At 52.9% G+C, this 22844-nt stretch carries 27 protein-coding genes and 2 pseudogenes; 16 read left to right on the forward strand and 13 right to left on the reverse strand.

What is annotated here, in order from left to right; genetic code table 11:
• Positions 1-6: 6 nt before the first annotated feature.
• Genes flgH through flgB form a run of 7 tightly spaced genes read right to left on the reverse strand, consistent with a single transcriptional unit; the run spans position 7 to position 5104 of the window.
• A complete protein-coding gene (gene flgH / locus ACLJRU_RS17615) occupies positions 7-705 on the reverse strand; it encodes a flagellar basal body L-ring protein FlgH (protein ID WP_001174897.1) in 699 nt (232 codons plus the stop codon).
• Between the two features lie 54 nt (positions 706-759).
• Positions 760-1542 carry a flagellar basal-body rod protein FlgG gene (gene flgG / locus ACLJRU_RS17620; protein ID WP_000625851.1) on the reverse strand — a complete coding sequence of 261 codons (783 nt, stop codon included), beginning with the start codon at positions 1540-1542 and terminating at the stop codon, positions 760-762.
• Positions 1543-1555: 13 nt separating this feature from the next.
• Entirely contained in the window at positions 1556-2311 is a 756-nt protein-coding gene (locus tag ACLJRU_RS17625) for a flagellar basal body rod protein FlgF (RefSeq protein WP_000349278.1), read from the reverse strand.
• A 20-nt stretch (positions 2312-2331) separates the two neighbouring features.
• The gene (gene flgE, locus ACLJRU_RS17630) at positions 2332-3543 is read right to left on the reverse strand and encodes a flagellar hook protein FlgE (RefSeq protein WP_000010567.1); all 1212 of its coding nucleotides are present in this window, start codon (positions 3541-3543) and stop codon (positions 2332-2334) included.
• Positions 3544-3569: 26 nt separating this feature from the next.
• Positions 3570-4268, reverse strand: coding sequence for a flagellar hook assembly protein FlgD (gene flgD, locus ACLJRU_RS17635; protein ID WP_001539703.1), 699 nt, complete (start codon positions 4266-4268; stop codon positions 3570-3572).
• 11 nt (positions 4269-4279) lie between these two features.
• Positions 4280-4684, reverse strand: a complete 405-nt coding sequence (gene flgC / locus ACLJRU_RS17640) for a flagellar basal body rod protein FlgC (RefSeq protein ID WP_001196448.1) — start codon at positions 4682-4684, stop codon at positions 4280-4282.
• A 3-nt stretch (positions 4685-4687) separates the two neighbouring features.
• Positions 4688-5104 carry a flagellar basal body rod protein FlgB gene (gene flgB / locus ACLJRU_RS17645; protein ID WP_000887043.1) on the reverse strand — a complete coding sequence of 139 codons (417 nt, stop codon included), beginning with the start codon at positions 5102-5104 and terminating at the stop codon, positions 4688-4690.
• Positions 5105-5260: 156 nt separating this feature from the next.
• On the opposite strand from flgB, the gene flgA reads away from it, so the two are divergent.
• The 3 genes from flgA (at position 5261) to flgN (ending at position 6732) form a co-directional block, all read left to right on the forward strand.
• A complete protein-coding gene (flgA, locus tag ACLJRU_RS17650; RefSeq protein WP_001539702.1) occupies positions 5261-5920 on the forward strand; it encodes a flagellar basal body P-ring formation chaperone FlgA in 660 nt (219 codons plus the stop codon).
• A gap of 91 nt (positions 5921-6011) precedes the next feature.
• The gene (gene flgM / locus ACLJRU_RS17655; protein WP_000020893.1) at positions 6012-6305 is read left to right on the forward strand and encodes a flagellar biosynthesis anti-sigma factor FlgM; all 294 of its coding nucleotides are present in this window, start codon (positions 6012-6014) and stop codon (positions 6303-6305) included.
• Positions 6306-6309: 4 nt separating this feature from the next.
• Positions 6310-6732: a flagella biosynthesis chaperone FlgN gene (flgN, locus tag ACLJRU_RS17660; RefSeq protein WP_000197547.1), complete on the forward strand. Its 423-nt coding sequence runs from the start codon at positions 6310-6312 to the stop codon at positions 6730-6732.
• An 81-nt stretch (positions 6733-6813) separates the two neighbouring features.
• On the opposite strand, the gene murJ is transcribed toward flgN, so the two are convergent.
• The 4 genes and pseudogenes from murJ to rimJ form a co-directional block, all read right to left on the reverse strand.
• Positions 6814-8349, reverse strand: a complete 1536-nt coding sequence (gene murJ / locus ACLJRU_RS17665) for a murein biosynthesis integral membrane protein MurJ (protein WP_023236505.1) — start codon at positions 8347-8349, stop codon at positions 6814-6816.
• Positions 8350-8652: 303 nt separating this feature from the next.
• Positions 8653-9577: pseudogene (locus ACLJRU_RS17670) on the reverse strand (Gfo/Idh/MocA family protein).
• A 1-nt stretch (position 9578) separates the two neighbouring features.
• A complete protein-coding gene (locus ACLJRU_RS17675; RefSeq protein ID WP_000873046.1) occupies positions 9579-10226 on the reverse strand; it encodes a YceH family protein in 648 nt (215 codons plus the stop codon).
• 35 nt (positions 10227-10261) lie between these two features.
• Entirely contained in the window at positions 10262-10846 is a 585-nt protein-coding gene (rimJ, locus tag ACLJRU_RS17680; RefSeq protein ID WP_000468204.1) for a ribosomal protein S5-alanine N-acetyltransferase, read from the reverse strand.
• A gap of 236 nt (positions 10847-11082) precedes the next feature.
• Between rimJ and mdtH the strand changes: the two genes are divergently transcribed.
• The 10 genes and pseudogenes from mdtH (at position 11083) to ACLJRU_RS17730 (ending at position 18493) form a co-directional block, all read left to right on the forward strand.
• Positions 11083-12291 (forward strand): multidrug efflux MFS transporter MdtH, encoded by a 1209-nt coding sequence (mdtH, locus tag ACLJRU_RS17685; protein ID WP_023234860.1) that lies wholly within the window; start codon positions 11083-11085, stop codon positions 12289-12291.
• A 63-nt stretch (positions 12292-12354) separates the two neighbouring features.
• The gene (grxB, locus tag ACLJRU_RS17690; RefSeq protein ID WP_000780893.1) at positions 12355-13002 is read left to right on the forward strand and encodes a glutaredoxin 2; all 648 of its coding nucleotides are present in this window, start codon (positions 12355-12357) and stop codon (positions 13000-13002) included.
• A 134-nt stretch (positions 13003-13136) separates the two neighbouring features.
• Positions 13137-13688 (forward strand): annotated as a pseudogene (locus ACLJRU_RS17695) (lipoprotein); the annotation flags it as partial.
• A 103-nt stretch (positions 13689-13791) separates the two neighbouring features.
• Positions 13792-14838: a dihydroorotase gene (gene pyrC, locus ACLJRU_RS17700; RefSeq protein WP_000126597.1), complete on the forward strand. Its 1047-nt coding sequence runs from the start codon at positions 13792-13794 to the stop codon at positions 14836-14838.
• Between the two features lie 73 nt (positions 14839-14911).
• A complete protein-coding gene (dinI, locus tag ACLJRU_RS17705) occupies positions 14912-15157 on the forward strand; it encodes a DNA damage-inducible protein I (protein WP_001217763.1) in 246 nt (81 codons plus the stop codon).
• Between the two features lie 289 nt (positions 15158-15446).
• Positions 15447-15701 (forward strand): biofilm formation regulator BssS, encoded by a 255-nt coding sequence (gene bssS / locus ACLJRU_RS17710; protein ID WP_000414441.1) that lies wholly within the window; start codon positions 15447-15449, stop codon positions 15699-15701.
• Between the two features lie 112 nt (positions 15702-15813).
• Positions 15814-16932: an N-methyl-L-tryptophan oxidase gene (gene solA / locus ACLJRU_RS17715; RefSeq protein ID WP_001539698.1), complete on the forward strand. Its 1119-nt coding sequence runs from the start codon at positions 15814-15816 to the stop codon at positions 16930-16932.
• Between the two features lie 40 nt (positions 16933-16972).
• The gene (locus ACLJRU_RS17720) at positions 16973-17086 is read left to right on the forward strand and encodes a YceO family protein (RefSeq protein WP_001253282.1); all 114 of its coding nucleotides are present in this window, start codon (positions 16973-16975) and stop codon (positions 17084-17086) included.
• A gap of 262 nt (positions 17087-17348) precedes the next feature.
• The gene (locus ACLJRU_RS17725; RefSeq protein ID WP_001159779.1) at positions 17349-17921 is read left to right on the forward strand and encodes a cytochrome b; all 573 of its coding nucleotides are present in this window, start codon (positions 17349-17351) and stop codon (positions 17919-17921) included.
• Positions 17918-18493, forward strand: coding sequence for a YceI family protein (locus ACLJRU_RS17730; protein WP_000739886.1), 576 nt, complete (start codon positions 17918-17920; stop codon positions 18491-18493). Before ACLJRU_RS17725 ends, ACLJRU_RS17730 begins: the two co-directional genes overlap by 4 nt.
• A gap of 51 nt (positions 18494-18544) precedes the next feature.
• On the opposite strand, the gene ACLJRU_RS17735 is transcribed toward ACLJRU_RS17730, so the two are convergent.
• On the reverse strand, positions 18545-19597 hold the full coding sequence (locus tag ACLJRU_RS17735) for a rhodanese-related sulfurtransferase (protein ID WP_001144626.1): 1053 nt from the start codon (positions 19595-19597) through the stop codon (positions 18545-18547).
• 219 nt (positions 19598-19816) lie between these two features.
• Between ACLJRU_RS17735 and ACLJRU_RS17740 the strand changes: the two genes are divergently transcribed.
• The 3 genes from ACLJRU_RS17740 to ACLJRU_RS17750 all read left to right on the forward strand — a co-directional run bounded on the left by ACLJRU_RS17740 (position 19817) and on the right by ACLJRU_RS17750 (position 22562).
• On the forward strand, positions 19817-20737 hold the full coding sequence (locus ACLJRU_RS17740; RefSeq protein ID WP_000163973.1) for a Kdo(2)-lipid IV(A) acyltransferase: 921 nt from the start codon (positions 19817-19819) through the stop codon (positions 20735-20737).
• 154 nt (positions 20738-20891) lie between these two features.
• The gene (gene mdtG, locus ACLJRU_RS17745) at positions 20892-22106 is read left to right on the forward strand and encodes a multidrug efflux MFS transporter MdtG (protein ID WP_000075053.1); all 1215 of its coding nucleotides are present in this window, start codon (positions 20892-20894) and stop codon (positions 22104-22106) included.
• Positions 22107-22187: 81 nt separating this feature from the next.
• Complete coding sequence (locus ACLJRU_RS17750; protein ID WP_000180050.1) at positions 22188-22562, forward strand: MysB family protein; 375 nt, start codon at positions 22188-22190, stop codon at positions 22560-22562.
• On the opposite strand, the gene ACLJRU_RS17755 is transcribed toward ACLJRU_RS17750, so the two are convergent.
• On the reverse strand, positions 22563-22790 hold the full coding sequence (locus ACLJRU_RS17755) for a YceK/YidQ family lipoprotein (protein ID WP_001217832.1): 228 nt from the start codon (positions 22788-22790) through the stop codon (positions 22563-22565). It abuts the gene before it with no gap.
• Positions 22791-22844 lie beyond the last annotated feature (54 nt).

The raw sequence follows: 22844 nt of genomic DNA on the forward strand, positions 1-22844 counted from the left end.
CCTCGCTTACATCGGCGACAAATTAAGGAAGAAACGTTGCAGCCAGCCCATATTTTGCGCTTCGTTAATATAGCCGTTCCCGACATATTCAATCCGCGCATCCGCCACCTGTGTCGAGGGAACGGAGTTGCTGCCGCTGATGGTGCGTGGATTTACCACGCCGGAGAAGCGGATGAATTCCGTTCCCTGATTAATCGCGATCTGTTTTTCCCCCACGACGTGTAAATTGCCATTGGCCAGAACCTGATCGACGGTCACGGTCAGCGTGCCGCTAAAGGTATTGCTGGCATTCGCGCCGCCTTTGCCGTTAAAAGAGTTGCCGCCGGAGGCCTCCATATCCGCGCGGGAATTACCGAATAATCCCTGCAGATAACGCGGTACCGTATCAAAACCAAAACTGGTTTTGCCGTCGCGACTGGCATTTGCCGACGAGCTTTTACTGGCGCTGACGTTTTCCTGTAACACAATCGTGAGCGTATCGCCGATATTACGCGGTCGACGATCTTCAAAAAGCGGCTGATAGCCATAATTAATCGGCTGCGCAGACTGAAATATGGAGCCATTCGCCACCGGTACCGGGCCAGGTATCGGCTGCGCCGTGGTCGCCCCCTGCACGAGCGGTTTAGCGGGTATCCAGGCGCATCCTGTCAGCGTCGCGACCATCAGGGCCATAACTGGGTAAGCGTGAAGCGCGTATTTTTGCATTACCTTCATCTTCAAAATCAGGGAGCCGGTGGCGTATCCCCCACCGGCGGCCCCTTAGAGTTGCGTCAGTTTCTGCAGCATCTGATCGGTCGTCGATACTGCTTTACTGTTAATTTCATAGGCGCGTTGAACCTGAATCATGTTCACCAGCTCTTCCGCCACGTTAACGTTCGACGTTTCGACATACCCTTGATACAACAACCCCGCGCCGTTGAGCCCCGGCGTGCTTTCGTTCGGCGCGCCGGACGATTGCGTTTCGATATAGAGGTTCTCGCCGATGCTTTCCAGCCCGGTGTCGTTCATAAAGGTGGTCAGGTTAAGCTGCCCGACCTGAACCGGCGCGGCCTGCCCCTGCTGGGTCACGCTGACCACGCCGTCGCGGCCAATCGTGATGCTTAACGCGTTGGCCGGAATGGTGATTGCCGGCTGCACCTGAAAACCGCCCGCCGTCACCAGTTGACCATTCTGATCCACCTGGAAAGAGCCATCGCGGGTATAAGCAGACGTACCGTCCGGCAGCATGACCTGGAAAAAGCCCTGCCCTTTAATCGCCACATCTTTACTGTTGTTGGTCTGCGACAGGTTCCCCTGACTGTGCAGACGCTCCGTGGCGACCGGACGCACGCCGGTACCGATTTGCAGCCCTGAAGGCAGCGTCGTCTGCTCGGACGACTGCGCGCCCGGCTGGCGGATGGTCTGATACAACAGATCTTCAAATACCGCGCGCTGACGCTTAAAACCATTGGTGCTGACGTTTGCCAGGTTATTGGCAATCACATCCATATTGGTTTGCTGCGCGTCCAGACCTGTTTTGGCGATCCATAATGAACTGATCATAAAATGTCCTGTATTAACTCATCGACAGCAGTTGGTTAGCTCGCCCTTCGTTCTCATCTACGCTGGTGATAACCTTCATCTGCATTTCAAAACGACGTGCGTTGGCGATCATGTCGGTCATCGCTTCAACCGGCTTGACGTTACTGCCCTCCAGCACGCCCGACATAATGCGAATTGACGGGTCGGCGGCCAGTACCGCCCCGCGTTCAGCCTGTGCCTCGGCGGTAAGGCGGAATAAACCGTCATCGCTCCGCTGCACCTCATTGCCTTCCGCTTTGACCAGCTTCAGTCGCCCAACGGGCGCCACCGTGTTTGGCGGGTCGCCGGGATTGAGCGCGGAGATCGTGCCGTCTGCCGCAATGGTGATTTCCGACCCTTCAGGAACGGTAATCGGGCCGCCTTCGCCGATAACCGGATGTCCCTGAATGGTTAACTGCCCGGTCGGGCCCACCTGGATATTCCCGTTACGGGTATATCCTTCAGCGCCATCCGCCGCTTGCACTACCAGCCAGCCGTCCTGCTGTAACGCGACATCCAGCGGACGGGAGGTGTAGTCCAACTGACCCGGGGTCATATCAGCCCCGGGCGTCGACGCCGTAACCAGCGTGCGCGTTGCTAAAGAGAGGCCATCAACGGGCACCGCGCGTAGCGCGTTAAGCTGCGCGCGAAAGCCCGGCGTTGAGGCATTAGCCAGGTTGCTGGCCGTTACCGCCTGCTGGTTAAGCGTCTGGCTGGCCGCCCCCATGGCGGTATAAATTGCGTGATCCATTAAGCTATCCCGTCAGGCGCTTAGCGCAGGTTAACCAGCGTATTGAGGATCTGGTCCTGGGTTTTGATGGTCTGCGCATTCGACTGGTAGTTACGCTGCGCGACGATCATATTCACCAGCTCTTTACTCAAATCCACGTTAGAGGCTTCCAGCGCGCCGTTCGTCAGCTTACCGAAGTTGCCGGAACCGGCAGTCCCCAGCAGCGCAACCCCGGAAGCCTGCGTCGCCGCCCAGACGTTATCGCCCTGGGATGCCAGACCTTCGTTGTTGGCGAAGTTAGCCAGCACAATCTGCCCCAGCACCTGCTCCTGCTCGTTGGAGTAGTTGCCAACTACGGTGCCGTCGTTGTTAATCTGGTAGCTCACCAGGTCGCCCGGCTTATAGCCGTTCTGATTGGTGGCGACGATGTTGTTAGCCCCGGTGTTCTGCTGCATGGAGTTAAGGAAGCTGAGGGAGAAGGTGGCCGCTGTCGCGCCATTAATCGTACCGGTGGTGATGTTCACCGTACCGCCAGACTCCAGAATCCCGTTTTCATTGAATTTCAGCGTAGTGGACGCCGTTGTTGGCGCAGTGGCTGCAGGATCGCTGCTGTCATGGGTGTACACAGCCCATTCATTATCTTTGGTTTTCACAAAATAGACGTTCATGTCATGGGCATTACCCTGGCTGTCATAAACGGTGACGGTGCCTTTTTTGTTATACGAATCCGCATCACTCACGCTAAAGGGCGTTTTAGACGGTACAGGGTCCGTTGAGTTCAGGTTGATCTGCATTGACGCGGTGGTGGTCGATTTCGCCGCCATCAGCGTGTTCGGAATGGTGATCGGTGCAGGATTCGCCCCCTGCTGAATGGTCGGCGGCGTACCGGTGGCCGGATAGCCGGTCAACTGCATCCCCTGCATATTGACCAGGTTACGGTTCTCGTCCAGTTTGAACTGGCCGTTGCGGCTATAGAACACGGAACCGTTGCTGTCTACCAGGCGGAAAAAACCGTTCTGGCTAATCGCGACATCCAGCCCGCGCCCGGTGTTCGTTGTCGTACCGTCGGTAAAATCCTGGGTAATCCCCGCCACTTTTACGCCCAGCCCCACTTTGGAACCGGCGAACATATCGGCAAATGATGCCGTACCGGACTTAAAGCCATAGGTGGCGGAGTTGGCGATGTTATTACCGATAACATCAAGGTTGGTGGCCGCAGCGTTCAGGCCGCTAACCGCTTGAGAAAAAGACATGACTGACTCCTGATAAGTGTAAGGGCTTAGATTATTTGCCGAACTTCGTCGAGTGTGGTGGTGCCGTAGGTACCCAAATCCAACAGGTTGCCGTTACTGCCCTTCGTCACGCCCTGTACCAGAGCGAATTGCAGCGGCTGCGCCACCAGTTGCGTTCCGCCATTGCTGGCGGTAATCGCAATGTTGTAAGAACCATTCGGTACCGTTGTTCCGTCCGTTTGCTTACCATCCCAAGTAAAGGTGTGTACCCCGGCTCGCAACTCACCGATCTCCAGCGTCCGTACCACCCGGCCATCTTTATCGGTAATGGTTGCCGTCACTTTGTCCGCAGGCTGTTGCAATTCCACGCCAAACGGCGTCGTGGACGTCACGCCCCCTTCTTCCGCGCCTTTACCCGCCAGAATTGTGGTGCCAGGCACCATAACGCCATGTCCAATCAGCGTGGTCGCCTGTAGGGACTGACTATTATCGATTTGCCCAGAAATAGCCCCCAGCGTCGTATTCAGTTTTTCAATGCCGCTCACGGTACTGATTTGCGCCAACTGTGTCGTTAACTCATTATTTTGTAATGGGTTAGTCGGGTCCTGGTTCTTCAATTGCGCGACCAGTAAGGTCAGGAAACTGCTTTGCAGATCGGCAGCGTTGCTTCCGGTCATCGACCCGCTGCCGGTCGTCGTTTTGACGCCCGTGTTGGTCGGGTCATTCATATTTACGGCAATAGACATACGCGCCTCCTTTACTGGCCTAATGTCAGCGTCTTAAGCATCATGCTTTTTACGGTATTCAGGACTTCGATATTTGCCTGATAGCTGCGCGAGGCTGACATCGTGTTGACCATTTCGCCGACCACATCGACGTTGGGCATTTTGACGTAACCATTAGCGTCCGCCAGCGGGTTGCCTGGCTCATAAACCAGCTTTTCCGGTGCCTGACTTTCAATCACGCTGGCGACCTTTACCCCGCCAGTGGCTTGACCCGGCGCGGCGTCCACCTGAAAAACCACCTGTTTGGCGCGATAAGGCTGTCCGTCCGGGCCGGTGACGCTATCCGCATTCGCCAGGTTACTGGCCGCAACGTTCAACCGCTTGGACTGCGCGGCAAGCGCCGATCCGGCAATATCAAAAATGTTTAACAGCGCCACGAATTAGTTTCCTCCCTGTAGCACATTCATCATGCCTTTGAGTTGGCTACCCAGAACGGTAAGCCCCATCTGATATTTGAGGCTGTTATCCGCAAACTGCGTACGTTCCCTGTCCATATCTACGGTGTTACCATCCAAAGAAGGCTGATCGGGTACGCGATAAAGAAGATCCACTGCGGGAGAAGAGACCGCCTGGGCGGGAATATGGTGAGAGGAAGTCAACGTTAACGCGACGCCGCCGGTTTCTTCCCGTCCACGCACCATCACCTTTTTTAACTCACTGGCAAAATCAATATCGCGCGCCTGATACCCCGGCGTATCGGCATTGGCGATATTCGCCGCTAATATTTCCTGACGTTGCGCGCGCAGATTTAGCGCTTCCTGCTGAAATCGTAAGGCGGCATCGAGCCTGTCGAGCATATCTCCTCCGCAAATGGCAAAATTCAGCCGACAGCTTAAATGCCTTCACGCGCGCGTTATCGCCGGAATAAACGCAAAATGCGTCGCTATTTATTGCGTTGATGCTTGCTTCACACGGGTAGAATCCTGTCATGACATCAACCAGGGGGAAGTACCATGCAAACGTTAAAACGAGGATTCGCCGTGGCGGCTTTGCTGTTCAGCCCCCTGACAATGGCGCAGGACATCAACGCCCAGCTGACCACGTGGTTTTCCCAGCGTCTGGCTGGCTTCAGCGACGAGGTGGTTGTCACGCTCCGTTCATCGCCCAATCTGCTACCGAGCTGCGAGCAGCCAGCCTTCAGCATGACGGGCAGCGCGAAGCTGTGGGGCAACGTCAATGTGGTGGCGCGCTGCGCCAATGAAAAACGTTATTTGCAGGTGAATGTGCAAGCGACCGGCAATTATGTCGCCGTTGCCGCGCCCATCGCGCGCGGCGGAAAATTGATGCCGGCCAACGTCACGCTAAAACGTGGCAGGCTGGATCAGTTACCGCCGCGGACGGTACTGGATATCCGTCAGATTCAGGATGCCGTCAGTTTGCGCGATCTCGCTCCCGGGCAGCCGGTACAGCTTACGATGATACGTCAGGCCTGGCGCGTCAAAGCGGGGCAACGAGTACAGGTCATCGCCAATGGCGAGGGGTTTAGCGTCAATGCGGAAGGTCAGGCGATGAATAATGCCGCCGTCGCGCAAAATGCGCGCGTACGCATGACATCGGGTCAAATCGTGAGTGGAACCGTCGATTCTGATGGGAATATTCTTATTAACCTATAATTGTGTAAAGATTTTGTCGCGGCTGCCGATGAGATATTCAACCATGATGGTAGCTGGCCGCTACAACGTAACCCTCGATGAGGATAAATAAATGAGCATTGACCGTACCTCACCTTTGAAACCCGTTAGCACTGTCCAGACGCGCGAAACCAGCGACACGCCGGTACAAAAAACGCGTCAGGAAAAAACGTCCGCCGCGACGAGCGCCAGCGTAACGTTAAGCGACGCGCAAGCGAAGCTCATGCAGCCAGGCGTCAGCGACATTAATATGGAACGCGTCGAAGCATTAAAAACGGCTATCCGTAACGGTGAGTTAAAAATGGATACGGGAAAAATAGCAGACTCGCTCATTCGCGAGGCGCAGAGCTACTTACAGAGTAAATAAGCGTATGACTCGTTTGTCAGAAATACTTGACCAGATGACCACCGTCCTGAATGACCTGAAGACGGTGATGGACGCCGAGCAACAACAGCTTTCCGTAGGCCAGATTAACGGCAGCCAGCTACAGCGTATTACAGAAGAAAAAAGCTCGTTGCTGGCGACGCTGGATTATCTGGAACAACAGCGCCGTCTGGAGCAGAACGCGCAGCGTAGCGCAAACGATGACATTGCAGAGCGCTGGCAGGCGATTACCGAAAAAACGCAGCATCTTCGCGACCTCAACCAGCACAACGGCTGGCTGCTGGAAGGGCAAATCGAGCGTAATCAACAGGCGCTGGAGGTGCTGAAACCTCACCAGGAGCCGACCTTGTACGGGGCTGACGGTCAGACTTCCGTCTCTCACCGCGGCGGTAAAAAAATTTCTATCTAATCATTGCCGGATGGCGACGTTGCGCCTTTCCGGCCTGAATGCCTTGTAGGCCTGATAGCACAGCGCTATCAGGCACTGAATTTACGCCGTCCGGCGAACAAACTCTTTCACTTTAAAGCCCAGCACGGCAAGCGCGGCGAAATAGGCCGCGATACCCGCGATCACTACCGCCATCAAACGCAGCAAACGCCATAGCATCGACCCTTGCGACCACTCCGGCATAATATGCAACACGCCGAACAATACGGCGGCCATCACCAATACGGAAATGATCAGACGCATCAGGAACCACATCCAACCCGGTTGTGGCGTAAAGATACTCTGTTTGCGCAGTTGCCAGTACAGCAGCGACGCATTGAGACATGCCGCCAGACCAATAGAGAGCGACAGCCCGGCGTGTTTCAGCGGTCCAATAAACGCCAGGTTCATTAACTGCGTCATGATTAACGTCACTATGGCGATTTTCACCGGCGTTTTAATATCCTGGCGAGAATAGAAGCCCGGGGCCAACACTTTTACGACGATCAAGCCAATCAGCCCCACCGAATAGGCGATTAACGCCCGCTGCGTCATCGCCGCATCAAAGGCGGTGAATTTACCGTACTGAAACAGCGAGACCGTCAGCGGCTTCGCCAGAATGCCTAACGCTACCGCGCTCGGCAACGCCAGTAAAAAGCACAAACGCAGCCCCCAGTCCATCAGGCGGCAGTACTCATCATGATTGCCGCTGGCAAAACTTTTCGACAATGACGGCAACAGGATGGTCCCCAACGCCACGCCCAGCACGCCGGACGGGAACTCCATCAACCGATCGGCATAGTACATCCATGAGACCGAGCCGGAGGCCAGAAACGAGGCGAAAATGGTATTGATGATAAGGGAGATCTGACTGACGGAAACGCCCAAAATCGCCGGCCCCATCTGTTTGACCACCCGCATCGCCCCGGTGTCGCGAAAGTTAATGCGCGGCAGCACCAGCATACCGATCTTTTTCAAATACGGAAGTTGATACACCAGTTGCAGCACGCCGCCGACGGTGACTGCCCAGGCTAACGCCAGCACCGGCGGATTAAAGTATGGCGCGGCGAATAATGCAAAACCGATCATGCTGATATTAAGAAATGTCGGCGCAAAAGCGGGAATAGAGAAGCGATTCCAGGTGTTGAGAATGGCGCCAACCAGTGAAGCCAGCGAGATCAGCAGAATATAGGGAAACGTAATCCGCAGCAGTTGCGTCGTCAGCGCGAATTTATCCGCAGTATCGGCAAAACCCGGCGCGGTTACCATAATCACCCACGGGGCGGCCAGCATACCGGCCACCGTCACGACGGCCAATGCCAGCGTCAACAGGCCGGAAACGTAAGCGACAAAGATCCGCGTCGCTTCTTCACCCTGCTTGCTCTTATATTCCGCCAGGATAGGCACAAAGGCCTGAGAAAAAGCGCCTTCGGCAAAGATCCGGCGTAGTAGATTGGGGAGTTTAAACGCCACAAAAAAGGCGTCGGTCGCCATCCCTGCGCCAAAAATTCTGGCGACAATCGCATCACGGGCAAAGCCCAACACGCGTGAAAACATAGTCATCGAGCTGACGGCAGCCAGCGATTTCAATAAATTCATTTCTTTTGTATTCCAGACCCTGGCGTAAAACTCCTGCATGGCTGATCCATCGACCGGATAACGCAACTTCTGCCGTATCCGGCTGTATCACCGCGCCTGACGGCGACGTTAAAACGTCTTATCAGGCCTTACAGACTCCCCACGGTTTGCCATTATTCACTGTGAAAAGAGGTATTGTGTAGAGTGGGCATATATACCCGCCATACTTCGAGCTGCATGTGCGTTAGCTTTTCTGCAACTCGAATTATTGAGGGTATAGTACCTGGATTACGATGAATTACTACCGCCAGATGTTACAGAGGGTTATTCGCTGATGGCGTCCCGCCACAGCGCCTCCACGACGCGCTGGGCCAAAATCGCCTGCTCCCCCGCCGTTTCCGGAACCGTCTGATTTTGTACGCAGTCAATGAAATGCCGCGCGCATCCGACAAAACCACGCTGTTCAAGCGTCGTTTGCCAACCCGGAATGGGTTTGATGAAAATACCCTGCCCGCGCTCTTCGCGCCATTCACGCATATCCGTCACGTCATACAGCCCGCCGTCGGTGACGGCCTGGACCGATTCACGCTGACTTCCGGCGCGCCGGTGCATACTGGTGGTAATTTGTAGTTTGTCGGCGGAAAAATGATGTTCCGCATAGCACATTTCGCCGGACTCGCTAGTGAGCAACGTGCCGCTGGCAAGGCGCGCCTCGCCGCCCGCCAGCCACAGAGCGGTATCCACGACATGCAGATAGTCATCGAGCAAAGTAAAACGTAAGTCGTGCGGCCCGATGCTATCGGTACGATGTTTATCCATACGCAGTGACGCCGCAGTGCTGAGGCGCGTCTTCAGTTCGCGGTACAGCGGCGCGAAACGGCGATTAAAGCCAACCATCAGCGTCAATTTTTTTTTGCGCCGCCAGCGCCACCAGCCGTTCGGCATCACGTAGATTTTCCGCCAGCGGTTTATCCACGCAAACATGGACGCCGGCATTAAGAAGTTCGCTGACCACGGCATAATGGCTTGCGGTACTGGAGTGGACAAAGACCGCATCGCAGCCGGACGCTAAATTCGCCAGCGAATCCACATACGGTATGCGCCAGCTTTCGCAAATACGTAAGGCTTTATCCCGCGAAGGAGACCAGGCGCCCTGTAACGTCCATCCGGCGGTGTTGGTTAATACCGGCAGCCAGGCCTTCTGCGCAATACCGCCTAACCCGACAATGCCAATCCGTAATGTTCTCACATTACTCTCCCAGGTGAGCTAACAAAGAATCCAGCCGCTGCTTTAACTCCGCCACTTCGCTTTCCAGCGCTTCGACGCGCGACTGAATATCGCCCGACGCACTTTCCGGCGCAGACGTCTGGAGAGACAGTTCATCGACGTCGCCGCAAAAAAGGTGCATATAGCGGCTTTCGCGCTTACCCGGTTCACGCGCCAGACGGACGACATACGGGCCGTCCTCACGACTGGCAAGCCGTTCCAGCGTGGATTCAACTTCCGCCATATCGCTGAATTCATGCATCCGCGACGCCCGGCTACGCAACTCGCCGGGCGTTTGCGCGCCGCGCAGCAGCAGCGTAGTGACAAGCGCCACTTCCGCCGCGCTAAGTTTCAGATCGCCAAATTCGGAATTACAGAAACGCTGTTCATATTTGGTGACGCGATTGCCAAACCCGCTGACCGTACGCAAAAAGTGGCGTTTCACCAGGTTATCGAGCTGTTCTTGTACCTCTTGTTCCGTCAGGTTCATCACCGGTTCACGGTTGGTTTTCTGATTACAGGCTGTCACCACCCCGTTGACGGAAAGCGGATACTGTTCCGGCGTTGTCACCTGCTTTTCCAGCAGACAGCCAATCACTCGCGCTTCAGTGGCGGTTAATTCATATTTCATCGTTTTCTCCCTTTGCCTCTCATTCCGTAAGCCGCTCAACGCCCCGGCGTCCATAACGGCGTGGTTAACGCCGTCAGGACATGGTCGCGCCATTGTCCATCAATCAACAGGTAATCTTTCGCATAGCCTTCTTTTTCAAAGCCAAGCCGCGCCAGCAACGCGCCGCTACGTTTGTTGTGCGGCATATAGTTCGCCATGATACGGTGGATATGCTGAGTGCGCTGCATATAGCGAATCGCAGCGGTTAAGGCTTCAAACATCAGCCCTTGCCCCTGCCACTTCTGCGCAATGGAATAGCCCAGATAACAGGCATGAAAAGAACCGCGCACCACATTGGAAAAATTCGCCACGCCGATAATTTCTTTTTCTTCCGGATCAAGTAGCGCGAAATAGAAGGCGGAGCCCTGTTTGTGAAATTCACCGATCATTCCCAGACGCGCCTGCCATCCTGAAGGATAACAATGACTTTCATCACGGACCGGTTCCCAGGGTTTTAAAAAATGACGATTTTCCGCGTAATAATCGGCCAGACGCCAGGCATCACGCTCATGCACTAAACGTACCACCAGACGATCGGTGGTTAAGCGCACTTTTGGCACGTTACTACGATAGCCAAACATTCTATACCTACTCCTTCCTGTAACGTCTTCAGCACGCCAGTAACATTACTATACCTGCGCAACCAGGCTCTGTGAAAAGCGCAAATCGTCATTTTTTGAATTGCTGCCACATTTTGATGAAAACTCTCGATTAAAAAGGACTTTTGATAAAAAAATATTGTCCCGCTAACGGTAGGAAAAAACGAAACGCCGCCGCAGAATAGAAGACGCTCATCTTTTATTTCCCGGGAGGGGAAATGTCGCGCGTCTCGCAGGCGAGGAACCTGGGTAAATATTTTCTTCTCATCGATAACATGTTAGTGGTGCTGGTTTTTTTCGTCGTCTTCCCGCTCATCTCTATTCGTTTTGTCGATCAAATGGGGTGGGCTGCCGTAATGGTAGGGATCGCGCTCGGCCTGCGTCAGTTTATTCAACAAGGTCTGGGCATTTTTGGCGGCGCCATCGCCGATCGCTTTGGCGCGAAACCGATGATTGTCACCGGTATGCTGATGCGCGCCGCAGGCTTTGCCACCATGGGTATCGCGCATGAGCCCTGGCTCTTGTGGTTTTCCTGCTTTCTTTCCGGTCTCGGCGGTACGCTTTTCGACCCGCCGCGTTCAGCGCTGGTGGTCAAATTAATTCGTCCGGAGCAACGGGGCCGCTTCTTCTCTCTGTTGATGATGCAGGACAGCGCGGGCGCGGTGATTGGCGCGCTGCTGGGAGGCTGGTTGCTACAATACGATTTTCGCCTGGTCTGCGCGACGGGCGCTATTTTGTTCATATTATGCGCCCTTTTCAATGCATGGCTGCTTCCGGCCTGGAAGCTATCAACGGTCAGAACGCCGGTGCGTGAAGGAATGCGCCGCGTCATGAGCGATAAAAGGTTTGTCACCTACGTGCTGACGCTGGCGGGCTACTATATGCTGGCGGTACAGGTCATGTTAATGCTGCCGATTATGGTAAACGATATCGCCGGTTCGCCTGCTGCCGTGAAATGGATGTACGCTATTGAGGCGTGTCTCTCGCTGACGTTGCTCTACCCGATTGCCCGCTGGAGCGAAAAGCGTTTTCGGCTGGAGCATCGGCTGATGGCCGGTTTGCTCGTCATGTCGCTGAGCATGATCCCCATCGGGATGGTGGGCAATTTACAGCAGCTTTTTACGCTTATTTGCGCTTTCTACATCGGCTCGGTTATCGCCGAACCGGCGCGCGAAACGCTCAGCGCGTCGCTCGCGGACGCGAGGGCGCGGGGAAGCTATATGGGCTTTAGCCGTCTGGGATTAGCCATTGGCGGCGCGATTGGTTATATCGGCGGCGGCTGGTTGTTTGATATGGGTAAAGCGCTTACGCAGCCTGAACTACCGTGGATGATGCTCGGTATTATCGGTTTCATCACCTTTTTGGCTTTAGGCTGGCAATTTAGTCATAAACGCACGCCGCGCCGGATGCTGGAACCCGGCGCCTGATTTGATACCTGTCGCTATCTCCTCCATACTGGTCAGATACCGACAGTCAAATGGAGGAGAAACGTGAAGCTTTATATTTACGATCATTGCCCTTTCTGCGTTAAAGCCCGCATGATTTTCGGCCTGAAGAACATCCCCGTTGAACTTAACGTGTTACAAAATGACGACGAGGCGACGCCCACCCGGATGATTGGTCAAAAGATGGTACCCATCCTGCAAAAAGATGATAGTCGCTACCTTCCTGAAAGTATGGATATTGTACATTATGTCGACAACCTCGACGGCAAACCGCTGTTAACCGGGAAACGCAATCCAGCCATTGAAGAGTGGTTGCGCAAAGTTAACGGTTACGTTAATCAGCTATTGCTGCCGCGATTTGCAAAATCCGCTTTCGATGAATTTTCTACCCCTGCGGCGCGCCAGTATTTTATCCGCAAAAAAGAAGCCTCATCTGGCAGTTTTGACAACCATCTTGCGCACTCTGCAGGACTGATTAAAAAGATCGGCGATGATTTACGTTTGCTGGATAAACTCATCGTACAGCCTAACGCCGTTAACGGCGAATTATCAGAAGATGATATTCATCTGTTTCCGCTTCTGCGTAATCTGACGCTGGTCGCCGGTATCCACTGGCCGACAAAAGTCGCGGACTATCGCGATAATATGGCAAAGCAGACGCAAATTAATTTACTCTCCTCAATGGCTATCTAACTCCCGCCAGGCGGCAACCCTTTCTTGCCGCCTTTTTCAGCTTTTTCTAGTGGCGCCATGTCCGCTGGCGCGACATGCTGCTTTGTGTCAAGATTAGGGCACAGGCAACATGCTAAGGAACGCCATGAAAAAGTTTTTTTTTTGCCGCTGCGCTGGTAGTTAGCGGCCTGTTAGTGGGTTGTAATCAACTTACGCAATACACCATTAGCGAACAAGAAATCAATCAAGCGCTTGAAAAACGGAATAATTTCTCAAAAGATATTGGTCTGCCCGGCATTGCCGACGCGCATATCGTATTGACTAACCTTGTCAGCCAGATTGGTCGGGAGGAACCTAATAAAGTCACCCTTACTGGCGATGCCAGGCTGGATATGAATTCCCTGTTTGGCAGTCAAAAAGCGACGATGAAACTCAAGCTAAAAGCCCTGCCGGTCTTTGATAAAGAAAAAGGCGCCATCTATCTTCAGGAGATGGAAGTAGTAGACGCCACCGTGACGCCGGAGAAAATGCAATCGGTGCTACAAACGCTCCTGCCCTATTTAAATCAGTCTTTACGTAGCTACTTTAACCAGCGGCCAGCTTACGTGTTGCGTGAGGACAGTAGTAAAGGCGAAGCGTTAGCGAAGAAACTCGCGAAAGGCATTGAAGTTAAACCTGGTGAAATCGTTATTCCTTTCACCAATTGATTTCGGAGGGCGCGCTCGCGCCCTTTTTTTACGTGCAAACGAAAACGTTTCCGCTTATCCTTTGTTTCCGGCAAAAAGACTATTCCTCAGCCGGAGCTTATTAATGACTGCACCATCCCAGGTTTTAAAGATCCGCCGCCCGGACGACTGGCACGTTCACCTTCGCGATGGCGACATGTTAAAAACGGTCGTACCCTATACCAGCGAAATTTATGGTCGCGCTATCGTGATGCCGAACCTGGCGTCCCCCATCACGACCGTTGATGCAGCGATCGCCTACCGCCAGCGTATTCTCGATGCGGTGCCCGCCGGGCATGATTTCACACCGTTAATGACCTGCTATTTAACGGATTCGCTCGATGCCGATGAACTAGAGCGTGGTTTCCATGAAGGCGTATTTACTGCGGCTAAGCTTTACCCGGCCAATGCCACCACTAACTCCAGTCATGGCGTAACGTCAGTCGACGCTATCATGCCGGTACTGGAGCGGATGGAAAAACTCGGAATGCCATTACTGGTCCACGGGGAGGTGACCCATGCGGATGTTGATATCTTCGATCGCGAAGCGCGTTTTATCGACACTGTAATGGAACCGCTACGCCAGCGTCTGACCACGCTTAAAGTGGTCTTTGAGCACATCACGACCAAAGATGCCGCGCAGTATGTCCGTGACGGCAACGACTACCTGGCGGCTACCATTACGCCTCAACATTTAATGTTTAACCGTAATGATATGCTGGTCGGCGGCATTCGTCCTCACCTGTACTGTCTGCCGATTCTGAAACGCAATATTCACCAGCAGGCGTTACGCGAACTGGTTGCCAGTGGTTTTACGCGCGCCTTCCTGGGGACGGATTCAGCGCCGCATTCACGTCATCGTAAAGAGACCAGTTGCGGCTGCGCCGGTTGTTTCAACGCCCCCTCCGCCCTTGGCAGTTATGCCGCCGTGTTTGAGGAAATGAACGCGCTGGCGCACTTTGAAGCGTTCTGTTCACTGAATGGCCCGCAATTCTATGGCCTGCCGGTGAATACGGGGTGGGTGGAACTGGTTCGCGATGAACAACAGGTACCGGAAAATATCGCGCTGGCTGATGATTCGCTGGTGCCTTTTTTAGCGGGTGAAACAGTACGCTGGTCAGTAAAAAAATAAAAAATGCGCTTACCTATTGCTATATATTGGATTTAACTGTATATATATCCAGCATATTCAACAGGGGGCCATTATGCGTATTGAAGTCACTATAGCCAAAACGTCACCTCTGCCTGCCGGTGCGATTGATGCGCTGGCGGGCGAACTCTCCCGCCGTATTAGCCATCATTTTCCGGAGAATTTGGGTAACGTCACCGTGCGTTACGCTACCGCCAACAACTTGTCCGTCATTGGCGCATCAAAAGAGGACAAAGAACGCATTAGCGAGATTCTCCAGGAGACCTGGGAGAGCGCTGATGACTGGTTCATCAATGAATAAAAAATGATATGCAGTGATGTATGTTTGCCGGGTCGCCCCGGCTTTTTTATTTGCGCAACTGATGAATATTTCGCCTGACCGTCAAAATAATTGCACAACATCCTAAAAAAATATGAATGAACTGCCGCTTTATTGTTCATATAATTCTTAAAAAGAGAAATTTATCCTCCGGTCTCTTTAAAAACGCAGTGAATAGCCTTATTAATTGGTATACTGAAGTTGCTTCAGAAGAAAAACACGCATTGAACCTCGAGAACCGTTGTCTTATAACACGTACCAGGGGGGCATGATGGAAAAGAATAATGAAGTCATTCAGACCCATCCGCTTGTAGGATGGGACATCAGCACCGTCGATAGCTATGATGCGCTGATGCTGCGTTTACACTACCAGACCCCAAATCGTCCGGAACCGGAAGGGACTGAAGTTGGTCAAACGCTCTGGTTAACGACAGATGTAGCCAGGCAATTTATTTCAATATTAGAAGCCGGCATCGCCAAAATAGAATCAGGTGATTACCAGGAAAACGAGTATCGTCGCCATTAGCGTGACGCGCTCCCCCTTTCTCAGGCACCGTAAGGTGCCTCACTTATTTCTGGCTTGTATATCTCAGCGCAGTTATTTACCCTGAAATCATCGCGATAGCAGAGAGAAGCTGATGAAATACGACCTTATTATTATCGGCAGCGGTTCGGTTGGCGCCGCCGCTGGTTATTACGCCACCCGCGCCGGGCTAAAGGTCCTGATGACCGATGCGCATATACCGCCTCATCAACAGGGCAGCCACCACGGCGATACCCGTCTTATCCGCCACGCTTATGGTGAAGGCGAAAAATATGTCCCGCTGGTGCTTCGCGCCCAGGCGCTTTGGGATGAACTCTCCACACACAATGAAGAGCCTATTTTTGTCCGCTCCGGCGTCGTTAACCTCGGCCCGGCCGATTCCGCTTTCTTAGCCAACGTCGCACGAAGCGCGCAACAGTGGCAATTGAACGTCGAGCGCCTGAACGCGACGGCCCTCATGACGCGCTGGCCGGAAATTCGCGTGCCCGAAAATTATATCGGGCTGTTTGAAGCTGACTCCGGTTTCCTGCGCAGCGAATTAGCCATTACCACATGGCTTCGTCTGGCCCGAGAGGCTGGCTGCGCACAGCTATTCAACAGCCAGGTAAGCCATATTCATCATGATGATAACGGTGTGACGATAGAGACGAGTGAAGGCAGCTACCACGCCAGCAAGGCGCTAATTAGCGCGGGCACCTGGGTCAAAGCGCTGGTACCGGAGCTGCCCGTTCAGCCCGTACGTAAAGTTTTTGCCTGGTTTAAGGCGGATGGACGTTACAGCACTAAAAACCGCTTTCCGGCCTTTACCGGCGAAATGCCCAACGGCGATCAATATTACGGCTTCCCGGCGGAGAACGACGAGTTAAAAATCGGCAAACACAATGGCGGACAGCTAATACAGGCTCCGGAAGAGCGCAAGCCCTTTGCCGCCGTTGCCAGCGATGGCGCGGAAGCATTTCCTTTCCTGCGTAACGTACTGCCGGGTATCGGCGGTTGTTTACATGGGGCGGCATGTACCTATGATAATTCGCCGGACGAGGATTTTATTATCGATATGCTGCCTGGCCATGAGAATACGCTTGTCATCACTGGACTCAGCGGACATGGTTTTAAATTCGCCCCGGTGTTAGGAGAAATCGCTGCGGATTTTGCGTTGGGAAAAACATCCTCCTTTGATCTGACGCCGTTCCGGCTTTCCCGTTTTAGCCAATAATTTGTCGGCCCCGTAAAGGGGCTGTTTATTAAGGTAAGCTATGCGCCGTCTCTTTCATTTTCTGATGAATAATATTCGCGAACATTTCATGCTTTACGTTATTCTTTGGTCACTGCTGGCGGTGATGGATATTGTTTATCTCCTTTTCTTCTGATTGCTTTTCATTGACGTTAACTGACACTTCCTGAAAGTTCCTCACTTTTTATTTCATAACGTTGAAGCACGACAATAATGCTAGTTCCTGCCGTTGCGCGGTTATCAGGGGGAAATATCTCGAAACTTCTGAAGCTGAACCGCAAACAACATCAAAATTATTGAAATAAAAATAAATATCATTCAAATTCTTATTTATAAGTTGCATTCGGCGCTTTTCCACGCCATTTTCATTCTCTCGTGAAATATTCATTGGTGTGTTTATGCAATTTAAAAATACTCCACAGCGTTATGGCGTGGTTTCCGCCGCGCTCCACTGGCTGACCGCCCTGGTGGTCTATGGCATGTTTGCGTTGGGCTTATGGATGGTCACGCTCAGTTATTACGACGGCTGGTATCACCAGGCACCGGAAATACATAAAAGTATTGGCATATTACTGATGATGGCGCTGATCGTGCGTATTATCTGGCGGCATTATTCTCCGCCGCCCGTTGCGTTGACCAGCTATTCCCGTTTAACGCGCGCTGGCGCCGCCGCGGGTCATCTCCTCCTGTATCTCCTGCTCTTTGCGATAATCATTAGCTGCTACCTGATTTCCACCGCCGATGGTAAACCGATTAGCGTCTTTGGCTGGTTTGAGATTCCGGCCACGCTTACGGACGCGGGCGCGCAGGCTGACATCGCCGGAACGCTGCATCTGTGGTTTGCCTGGTCGCTGGTCATTATCTCGCTCTCGCATGGGGTTATGGCGCTAAAACACCATTTCATCGATAAAGACGACACACTGAAACGTATGACAGGAATGTCGTCATCTGACTATGGAGCTCAAAAATGAAAAAAAACCTGCTGGGATTCACCCTCGCATCCTTGTTATTCACGACCGGTTCCGCCGTGGCGGCGGAGTATAAAATTGATAAAGAAGGCCAACATGCGTTCGTCAATTTCCGCATCCAGCATCTGGGCTACAGCTGGCTGTACGGCACCTTTAAAGATTTCGACGGCACGTTCACTTTTGACGAAAAAAATCCGTCGGCCGACAAAGTGAACGTGACCATTAACACCAATAGCGTCGACACTAACCATGCCGAACGTGACAAACACCTGCGTAGCGCGGAATTTCTTAATGTTGCGAAATTCCCGCAGGCAACCTTCACCTCTACCAGCGTGAAAAAAGAGGGCGATGAACTGGATATTACCGGCAATCTGACGCTCAATGGCGTGACTAAACCGGTGACGCTGGAAGCGAAGCTGATGGGCCAGGGCGACGATCCGTGGGGCGGTAAGCGCGCGGGCTTTGAGGCCGAAGGAAAAATTAAGCTGAAGGATTTCAATATAACTACCGATCTCGGCCCGGCCTCACAAGAGGTTGAGCTTATCATCTCAGTAGAAGGCGTTCAGCAGAAGTAACGCCTGGCGAAATGCCGGATAGCGGCCTTTACGCCGCTATCCGGCAAAATATTACTCAGCCGGATCGGGAATGCTCAGTTTGCTATTAAGCCGACCACGCGATTTATTAAAAATTTTGTTGCCGTTCTCGCGACCCGCACGACGTCGGCGCTGTTCTTCCTCCGGCAAGGCCAACTCTTCACAGCATTGTTCACTACAGCAGCCGTTAAATTTACTGGCGCACTGCGGACACTGGATAAACAGCAGATGGCAACCGTCATTTTTGCAGTTGGTATGGCTGTCGCAGGACGCGCCGCACTGATGGCAATGCGCGATAACCTCATCCGAGATTCGTTCGCCCATTCGCTCATCAAATACAAAGTTTTTGCCGATAAAGCGAACGGGAAGCCCCTGCTCGCGCGCGCGACGGGCGTACTCAATGATGCCACCCTCAATATGCCAGACTTTATTGAAACCGTTGTGTTTCATCCAGGCGCTGGCTTTCTCACAACGAATACCGCCGGTACAGTACATCACTATCTTTTTATCTGCATGTTCCCGCAGCATTTCAACCGCTTTTGGCAACTGTTCACGAAACGTATCCGCCGGGATTTCCAGAGCATTTTCGAAATGGCCAACTTCATACTCATAATGGTTGCGCATATCAATAAAGACCGCGTCAGGATCGTCCAGCATCACATTCACATCTGCCGCCTTCAGATAATCGCCGACATTACTGGCGTCAAAACTTGGATCGTCAATTCCGTCAGCGACGATACGGTCGCGAACTTTCATACGCAGCACCCAAAATGACTTTCCGTCATCCTCCAGCGCGATATTTAAACGCAGCCCGTCCAGCGCGGGATCGAACGTATAAAGCTGTTGACGAAAGGTCTCGAGCTTGCTTTGCGGCACGCTGATTTGCGCATTGATGCCTTCATGCGCCAGGTAAACGCGACCAAAAACGTCCAACGCCGTAAACACCTGATACAACGCGTCCCGCGTCTGTTGCGGAGAGGCGATAGTGAAATATTTATAAAAAGAAATTGTCGTACGCGGCTCGCTTTCCGCCAGCATTTTGGCTTTCAGCTCGTCATTAGAGATGCGGTTGTGTAACACTGGCATGGTGTACGTATCCTGCAATCAGCAAAAAATAAAGTGGGCAGGCATGATAAGGCAAGTCTCGCCAATTTACATCCACACATTTTGCGCTACATTTCCTGCTTTACACTAAATAATTAACAACAATTGTCGATTTAATCGCCACTCTCCTGCTACATATTTTTGCTCAACGCAAAAAGATGCGAGAATACGGGGAATTGTTCGTTGAAAGACAGGATAGAAATGACGAAGTTGCCTAAGTTCTCCGTGGCCTTACTGCACCCGCGCTATTGGTTAACCTGGTTGGGTATAGGCGCGCTTTGGTTGGTCGTGCAACTCCCCTACCCGGTCATCTATAAATTGGGTTGCGCATTGGGCCACCTGGCGCGACGCGTAATGAAACGCCGCGCGAAAATCGCCTATCGCAACCTTGAATTATGCTTTCCGGAAATGAGCGCGCAGGAACGCCACACCATGGTGGTCAAAAACTTTGAATCCGTCGGTATGGGCGTGATGGAAACCGGCATGGCCTGGTTCTGGCCCGATCGGCGAGTGAACCGCTGGATGGAAGCGAGCGGTCTGGAGCATATCCGTGAAGTTAAGGCGCAGGGGCTGGGGTTCATTCTGGTAGGAATACATTTCCTTACCCTTGAGTTTGGCGCCCGCATGTTTGGTATGCATAACCCGGGTATCGGAGTTTATCGCCCGAATGATAATCCGTTGCTCGACTGGTTACAGACCTGGGGACGCTTACGCTCCAATAAATCAATGTTGGATCGCAAAGATCTGAAAGGCATGGTTAAGGCATTGAAAAGCGGCGAATTGATCTGGTATGCGCCGGATCACGATTATGGCCCGCGCGCCAGCGTTTTTGTACCATTATTCGCTGTCGACCAGGCTGCCACGACCTCCGGTACCTGGATGCTCGCGCGCATGTCTAAAGCCTGTATTATCCCCTTCGTGCCTCGCCGTAAACCCGATGGGAAAGGCTACGAACTGATCATTCTTCCTGCGGAATATTCGCCTCCGCTGGAGAGCGCAGAAGCGACTGCCGCATGGATGAATAAGATTGTTGAGCAGTGCATTATGATGGCGCCAGAGCAGTATATGTGGCTGCATCGCCGCTTTAAAACTCGCCCTGAAGGCGTACCGTCGCGCTATTGACAGGATTGCAGCCGTCAGGCTGCAATTTTTCCCCTCTTTTAGCTTTAAAAGCTCCCCACATTGCGAGGCTGGTAAGGTCGGCGCATAATTATAATTAGTACGCTCATAATTAAATTGATGATAGCGCAAACCGCGCATCATACTGTGGAACGCTATGTCGCCCTCTGATGTCCCCATAAACTGGAAACGCAATCTAACCGTTACCTGGCTGGGCTGTTTTTTAACCGGCGCGGCATTCAGCCTGGTCATGCCTTTTCTCCCTCTCTACGTTGAGCAACTCGGCGTAACAGGCCATAGCGCGCTCAACATGTGGTCCGGGCTGGTCTTTAGTATTACGTTCCTCTTTTCAGCTATCGCTTCCCCTTTTTGGGGCGGTCTGGCGGATCGTAAAGGGCGTAAGATCATGCTGTTGCGTTCCGCTCTCGGCATGGCCATTGTGATGCTGTTAATGGGCATGGCGCAAAATATCTGGCAATTTCTGATCCTCCGCGCGTTATTAGGCCTGCTGGGCGGATTTATTCCCAACGCCAATGCGCTCATCGCCACTCAGGTGCCGCGCCATAAAAGCGGCTGGGCGTTAGGGACGCTCTCTACTGGCGGCGTCAGCGGCGCTCTGCTTGGCCCACTTGCGGGCGGTCTGCTCGCCGACCATTACGGCCTTCGCCCGGTCTTTTTTATTACCGCCAGCGTTTTGTTTATCTGTTTTCTGCTCACCTTCTTTTTTATTCGCGAGAATTTCCTGCCAGTGAGCAAAAAAGAGATGCTTCACGTTCGGGAAGTGGTCGCCTCGTTAAAAAATCCCCGCCTGGTGTTAAGCCTGTTTGTCACCACGCTGATTATTCAGGTGGCGACGGGGTCTATTGCGCCCATCCTGACGCTCTATGTGCGCGAACTCGCGGGAAATGTCAGTAATATTGCATTCATTAGCGGGATGATAGCGTCCGTTCCCGGCGTGGCGGCATTACTTAGCGCCCCCCGACTCGGCAAGCTCGGCGACAGAATTGGCCCGGAAAAGATTCTTATCGTCGCGCTGATTATTTCCGTACTGCTGCTGATTCCAATGTCTTTTGTGCAAACGCCGTGGCAGCTCGCGCTATTGCGGTTTCTGCTTGGCGCGGCGGATGGCGCGCTGCTGCCAGCCGTTCAAACTCTGCTGGTTTACAACTCTACCAACCAGATAGCCGGGCGCATATTCAGTTACAACCAATCTTTCCGCGATATCGGCAACGTCACCGGCCCTCTCATGGGCGCCGCAATTTCCGCGAGCTATGGCTTCCGCGCCGTATTCTGCGTCACGGCAGGCGTGGTGTTGTTCAATGCTATCTATTCATGGAACAGCTTACGACGGCGCAGACTGGCAATAGAATAATTTTTGCGCTTTCATACTTGCAATATTACAGAATCAGCTATTCTTTCCCTAAATACCTCGTCAAATCAAAGGGAGACACTGATGACCATGTATGCCACGCTGGAAGAAGCTATCGATGCAGCCCGGGAAGAATTTCTGGCTGACCATCCAGGCCTCGAACAAGACGAAGCGAATGTGCAGCAGTTCAACGTTCAGAAATATGTACTGCAGGATGGGGACATCATGTGGCAGGTCGAATTTTTCGCCGATGAAGGTGAAGATGGCGAATGTCTGCCGATGCTGAGTGGTGAAGCCGCGCAGAGCGTGTTTGACGGCGATTATGATGAGATAGAGATCCGCCAGGAGTGGCAGGAAGAGAATACTTTGCATGAATGGGATGAAGGGGAATTCCAGCTTGAACCCCCGCTTGATACCGAGGAAGGCCGTACTGCGGCAGACGAATGGGATGAGCGTTAATTACTCATAAGGCCCGTGGTGAATATCGAGCGGCAGTAGCAGTGTATCGAAGATCAGTGAGAAGGGCAGATCGAGGATAGTGATATAGCGCCATGCGGAATCACGCATATCCCACTGCACGCCAGGGTAATACTGGTTGCCGTGTCCTTGTCCGGGGATCGTTCTGCTGATAATACTGCCGCAGCCGCTCAGGGTAATCACCATTATGCTCACCGCGAATATACGCACCTGATACCTCATTTCACTATAAAAATACCGGCATCACGCCGGTATTTTTCACCT

This window comes from Salmonella sp. SAL00653 (assembly GCF_046552515.1).
GTDB classification, from domain to species: domain Bacteria; phylum Pseudomonadota; class Gammaproteobacteria; order Enterobacterales; family Enterobacteriaceae; genus Salmonella; species Salmonella enterica.